The sequence below is a fragment of the Shewanella sp. BJSY2023SW007 genome (assembly GCF_047314525.1).
GTDB lineage: Bacteria > Pseudomonadota > Gammaproteobacteria > Enterobacterales > Shewanellaceae > Shewanella > Shewanella chilikensis.
Genome location: NZ_JBKORL010000016.1, coordinates 1 through 5,909, shown reverse-complemented (window position 1 = coordinate 5,909; position 5,909 = coordinate 1). Strand labels below are relative to the sequence as shown.

Below are 5,909 nucleotides of genomic sequence, written 5' to 3'. Positions count from 1 at the left end.
TGTTTGTTTGGCGACTACAGAGTATCACCAACAGGCAGTTGATCTCTCCTCACCGTTTAACCATGAGTGGTGCACTTATTATCTGAATTCGGGAGCACCCTCCCTGATTAAAGGAAGCCGTATGGATATTATTGATAAAGTTTTTCAGCAAGAGGATTTCTCACGCCAGGATTTGAGTGACAGCCGTTTTCGCCGCTGCCGCTTTTATCAGTGTGACTTCAGCCACTGTCAGCTGCAGGATGCCAGTTTCGAGGATTGCAGTTTCATTGAAAGCGGCGCCGTTGAAGGGTGTCACTTCAGCTATGCCGATCTGCGCGATGCCAGTTTCAAGGCCTGCCGTCTGTCTTTGGCCAACTTCAGCGGTGCCAACTGCTTTGGCATAGAGTTCAGGGAGTGCGATCTCAAGGGCGCCAACTTTTCCCGGGCCCGCTTCTACAATCAAGTCAGCCATAAGATGTACTTCTGCTCGGCTTATATCTCAGGTTGCAACCTGGCCTATACCAACTTGAGTGGCCAATGCCTGGAAAAATGCGAGCTGTTTGAAAACAACTGGAGCAATGCCAATCTCAGCGGCGCTTCCTTGATGGGCTCAGATCTCAGCCGCGGCACCTTCTCCCGCGACTGTTGGCAACAGGTCAATCTGCGGGGCTGTGACCTGACCTTTGCCGATCTGGATGGGCTCGACCCCAGACGGGTCAACCTCGAAGGAGTCAAGATCTGTGCCTGGCAACAGGAGCAACTGCTGGAACCCTTGGGAGTAATAGTGCTGCCGGATTAGCTCGAATGCAAACACAAGAGGCAAATATCACTTGAGTTCCGCGCTGCAACAAGGCAGATTCTGCTATAGCAGAGTATTACCGCCGGAATGCCGTTTCTCTGCTGCCGCAGCCGACGTTATACCTTCCCTTCAAAGGAGGCATTATGAAGACTCAACTGCACGCCGAGCTGGCTCAGGTCAAGCGCTCTTTGGCAATCACCCAACTACTGGGAGCACCAGGCATCTTACTCATAGGCTTGGCACTCTATGGCCTGGTCATCGCCGAAGGAGATGCCTTCATCCAGGCGCTCAATAATCCTATAAATTGCTATCTATTAATCGCCATAGGCTCGGCCATCACGCTCTGGGAAGCACTTAAGATTATCAAGCTCTCCAAACAACAAACTCAGCTCCTCAAACAACTCGATGAATGCAATGAGTTACCGGAAAAGAAAAACATTTAAGGCTGAAAATCATCTTAAAAAGTTAGACAAGTAAGGAGAAATAATGGAACTGGAGATTCAAGTTACTTTTCGCACAGGAGACAGCATAAGAACCCGATGCTACAAGAGTGAACAAGGTGCCTTACGGGGCATTTGGAAATGGCTCAACAAACATCAGGAGCAGGGAGATATTCAAGCCAGCTTCTTTTCCCCCGAACAAGGCCACCGCATCTTTACACAACCAGAGCAGCTCAGTGAATTTGAGCCCAAAACCATAGATAACTTTTATCAATCCAGGGCCTGGCTAGCGCTCAGATATCAGGTGCTGCAAACTCACGAGCACAGATGTGTAAAGTGTAACCGTACTAAAGCCGAACACAATATAGTCCTGCATGTTGACCATGTACTACCTCGCAGCAAACACAGAGACAAAGCATTAGATATCAATAATATGCAAATACTCTGTGAAGAGTGCAACCTGGGCAAATTAGACAAATGACTTACCGTTCAGTAAATCACCCGTCAAAAACACAACCTGTTTACCGGTAAGAAACAAAGCTGTTACTATCAAAAGTTGGGCAAAACACGTAATTTTATAAAAAAATAAGTCAACAACATAGATGGGCGTCAGTTTTCAGCCAGGCATTATCTCAAGCTTAGAGCTTGAAAGAATACTTTTAAGTACTCAGCAGCAGACTCATGAGTAACAACATACGGAAACTTGCATATGAAAAATATAATAATTGCGGCCTTTTTAACCGGACTAGTAGCTTGCAGCACCACGCCAACAGCCATGGTTTTCGACGGCAGCAGTGCAGAATCCACCCAACAAGGTGTTATTAGTATCATGAGAACGTTAAATTCTCATGACAAACAGGAATTCGTGATGGCTTTGATGAAAATCCAACATGCTGAATTCGACAGCCCTCTGGCCGCCATGAAACACTCAGATCAAGCGGGTCAAATTGACTTTGCCCTGGTGGGTAAAAAAATTGATGGACTCACCTTAGAGCAAGTGCTCAAACTTGCACAAAAACCAAGCAACAGATAGAAGGCTGCTTAACAAAAGCCTCTATAACTTTAGATAAAAATGGCGCACATCTGCAGTTATCCCGGCACAAAGAGCCATATTTTGGCTCTTTGTTGCAGTTGGAAGATAGTCTACCGGGTGTTCCGATTGAGTAAGCGCGTCCATAGCACTCCGGCCAAGATATTAATCAGCTCTCATGCCACCGAACCAGCCTCAGTTTAGTAAGATATTAATAGTTATAGGTTAATTTTTAAACAGCAAGTATTGAATACTGTCGAATGCAGTGTTGTCGCTGCTGCTATTACCGGCTGAAATAGCAAAAACAAGGCATAAGTCACAGTTCCCCTATCATGAATGACAGGCTCTGCTATAATTTGTGCCCGAAATTTCTCAGCCAATTCCAGACGAGCGGTAAGTCATGTCCACTACAGGTGTTGAACTCTTTAATCCCGGCCAACAGACACAAGCCCCTGCTGCGGCCCCCAAGCAAATGGTGCAATTGGCCGATAACAAGCTGGAGCTGATGGCGCCGGCCAAGAATGCCGACTTCGGTATTGAGGCCATTCGCCATGGGGCGGATGCCGTCTATATTGGCGGCCCGGCATTTGGTGCCCGTCATACCGCCGGAAACAGCATAGAGGACATAACCCGCCTGTGTCAGTTTGCCCATAGATATCATGCCCAGGTATTTGTCACCATCAATACCATATTACTGGACGATGAACTGGAAGAAGCCAGACGCCTGATCTGGGCGGTGTACGAGGCCGGTGCCGATGCCATTATCGTGCAGGACTTGGGGCTGCTTGAGCTGGACTTGCCACCGATTGCACTGCACGCCAGTACCCAGATGGATAACAGGGTTCCGGCCAAAGTCGCCTTTCTCGAGCATGTTGGCTTTTCTCAGGTGGTGTTGGCACGGGAGCTGAGTCTGAGCCAAATTCGCGCCGTGGCCGCCGAGACCAAGATGCGACTGGAGTTCTTTATCCATGGCGCCCTGTGCGTGGCCTACAGCGGCCAATGCTATATCAGTGAAGCCTACACAGACCGCAGTGCCAACCGCGGCGAATGCTCGCAGCAATGCCGGATGCCGGGTAATCTCAAGACCCGCCAGGGCGATATCATTGCCAGCAACGACCATATGCTGTCGCTGAAGGACAACAACCAGACAGATAACCTCGAAGCGCTGATCGACGCCGGGATCCGCTCCTTCAAGATAGAGGGCCGACTCAAGGACCTCAGCTACGTCAAGAATGTTACCGCTCACTACCGCCAGCAACTGGATGCCATCATGGCGCGTCGGCCCGAGTTTGAACCCTCGTCCCACGGCCGCTGCCGCTACAGCTTCACCCCAGATCCGGACAAGAGCTTTAACCGCGGCAAGACGGACTACTTTGTCAATGAGCGCAAGGCGGACATCGGCGACTTCCGCACCCCGAAATACTTGGGAGTAGAGGTCGGCAAAGTCAGCAAGATAGGCAAAGACTTCATCCAAGTCGACTCGGATACCGAGTTCCACAACGGGGATGGCCTGGGCTTCTTCGCCGCCAACTATCAAAAGGCCAGGTTGTCGGATGACAAGCTGACAGGTTTTCGGGTCAACCGCGCCGAGGGTAACACCCTGTATCTGAAAAACATGCCGAAAGATCTCTATGTCGGTGCCACCTTGTATCGCAACAAAGATCAGGCCTTTGAAGCCCTGCTGGCCAAAGAATCTGCCGAGCGAACCCTGTTGCTGGACTTCAGCCTCAGCAATACCCAGACAGGTCTGGCGCTGACCGCCGCCGACCGTCATGGCCATCAGGCGACAGTGACCGCTGACTTCGAAAAACAGCAGGCCAAGGATATTGGCCGCAACCGTGAATCACTCGGCAAGCATCTCGCCAAGCTGGGCAATACCGATTTTCGTCTCGGACAAGTGGATTTTGGCGATGCCGAAGCCGTTTTTGTACCGGCATCCATCATCAATGGCCTGCGCCGTGATGCCATTGCTGCCCTGGACGAAGCGCGCATTCAGGAGTATCAAAGACCCACACCCTGGATACGGGACGACAGCGCCCGCTTCCCGCAGCGCAGCCTGACCTATCTAGGCAATGTGGCCAACCAAAAGGCCAAGGACTTCTATACCCGTCACGGGGTGGTGTCCATCCGTGATGCCTATGAAGTGCGGCCGGTGAAAGGCGATGCGCCTTTGATGATCACCAAACACTGCATACGTTACAGCTACAACATGTGCCCCAAAGAAGTGCCGGGGATCAAGGCAGAGCCGCTGGAAATGGAGCTGGGTGGCAAGCAGTTCAAGCTGGTGTTCGACTGCCATAAGTGTGAAATGCTGTTGGTAGGCTAAGGAGAAAAACATGGGATTTTTGAACGCCTTGATGGGCAACGCCAGTGAAGTGGATCTGGATAAACTCAACGAAGAACTGACGCCGATTATGGCCGACAGCGAACAGTTGCAGCTGGCCTATAAACTGGTTCGCGACATCTTTGCCTTCACCAACAAGCGCCTGATCTTGATAGATAAACAAGGCATGACCGGCAAGAAAGTGAGTTATCACTCCATCCCCTACAAGGCGATAGTACACTTTGAAGTGGAAACCGCCGGGCGCTTCGACATGGATGCCGAACTCAAGCTGTGGATCTCAGGCCAGGCAGAGCCCCTGGTCAAAGAGCTCAAGCGCGGCACTGATGTGGTAGGTATTCAAAAGACCATAGCCAAATTCACGCTCTGAGGTTAAAAAGTCTAAGATCCGCTATTTGACAGGGAAAGCACTTCTTCAATGCCGGTCTGCGCCACAAACTCCTCATCGTGACTGACCAGAATAAAAGCGCCCGGGTATGCTGCCAGTGCCGCTGCCAGACGCGCTTTTGATTCAATATCCAGATGATTGTCAGGCTCATCCGCCTCACGTGGAGAGTTTTCTTGCCTGGCTTGATAGTGTCAGCGCCGAGCTGTGGCGTGTCCTGAAACCAGCCGGCACCCTCTATCTATTTTGCGGCCCCAAGTTGGCAGCCGACACCGAGTTACTGCTAAGAAGCCGTTTCAATGTGAGGCACGCAATACCGAAAAGTGGTACATTCATCGGATAGCTTGCAAGTCAGGAAGGTTTTTTATCAAGGAGAGATAAATGCGAGTTGTGCACTACCGTGATGCTTATCAAAACGATATTCCTAGAATCATCCAACCAGAAAGGGCTCTTGGCTACATTCGAAGATCCCTATCCAGTCAACCAGGGTTCAACCAAACGGTCTTTGGTTTAGACAGCCTACTGAGTGATTGCGGCATTTCCTATGCCCCTAGCCAACATCAAATTGACAGTGCTTTAAGTCGCGTCGCTTGGCGTTTTGAAAGCGGTGACTTTTTCCTGTTAGGTGACAGAGACGATGACTTCGGCAGCATACAGTTCTTTGGTGATATCAGCCCTTTTGTATCGCCCACTTTCAGAGAACGCGTCAAGCGTTTGCCTCCCCGGCCTCAGTTCGGGCATGGCAACTATTCCAAAGCCTCAGAGCCAATTGTCGAGCCCAACATCACCCCAGCACCGGAAGCCCCGGCCGAGCTGAAAGAAACCGGGATAACCAAAGCCATTAACGCCATGATGGGCGGTGCTAAACAGGTCATCAATGATTACATTGACGAGCAACGCGCATCACAAGCCGAGTGGCTGGCCGATAAAGGGAT

6 protein-coding genes and 1 pseudogene are annotated in these 5,909 nt (G+C 50.6%); all 7 read left to right on the top strand.

All coding sequences use genetic code 11. The features are described 5' to 3' along the window. The first annotated feature begins 121 nt into the window (after window positions 1-121). A complete protein-coding gene (locus tag ACMHXE_RS03520) occupies window positions 122-778 on the top strand; it encodes a quinolone resistance pentapeptide repeat protein QnrA1 (RefSeq protein WP_012579084.1) in 657 nt (218 codons plus the stop codon). Between the two features lie 143 nt (window positions 779-921). After that, entirely contained in the window at window positions 922-1,221 is a 300-nt protein-coding gene (locus ACMHXE_RS03515) for a hypothetical protein (protein WP_019705996.1), read from the top strand. Between the two features lie 43 nt (window positions 1,222-1,264). Further along, entirely contained in the window at window positions 1,265-1,699 is a 435-nt protein-coding gene (locus ACMHXE_RS03510) for an HNH endonuclease (RefSeq protein WP_101056737.1), read from the top strand. 228 nt (window positions 1,700-1,927) lie between these two features. Further along, complete coding sequence (locus tag ACMHXE_RS03505; RefSeq protein ID WP_101056738.1) at window positions 1,928-2,251, top strand: DUF6694 family lipoprotein; 324 nt, start codon at window positions 1,928-1,930, stop codon at window positions 2,249-2,251. 469 nt (window positions 2,252-2,720) lie between these two features. Further along, window positions 2,721-4,574 (top strand): peptidase U32 family protein, encoded by a 1,854-nt coding sequence (locus ACMHXE_RS03500; RefSeq protein WP_167398151.1) that lies wholly within the window; start codon window positions 2,721-2,723, stop codon window positions 4,572-4,574. A 10-nt stretch (window positions 4,575-4,584) separates the two neighbouring features. Beyond that, window positions 4,585-4,959: a PH domain-containing protein gene (locus ACMHXE_RS03495; RefSeq protein WP_045284002.1), complete on the top strand. Its 375-nt coding sequence runs from the start codon at window positions 4,585-4,587 to the stop codon at window positions 4,957-4,959. Window positions 4,960-5,355: 396 nt separating this feature from the next. Next, a pseudogene (locus ACMHXE_RS03490) lies at window positions 5,356-5,909 on the top strand (hypothetical protein); the annotation flags it as partial.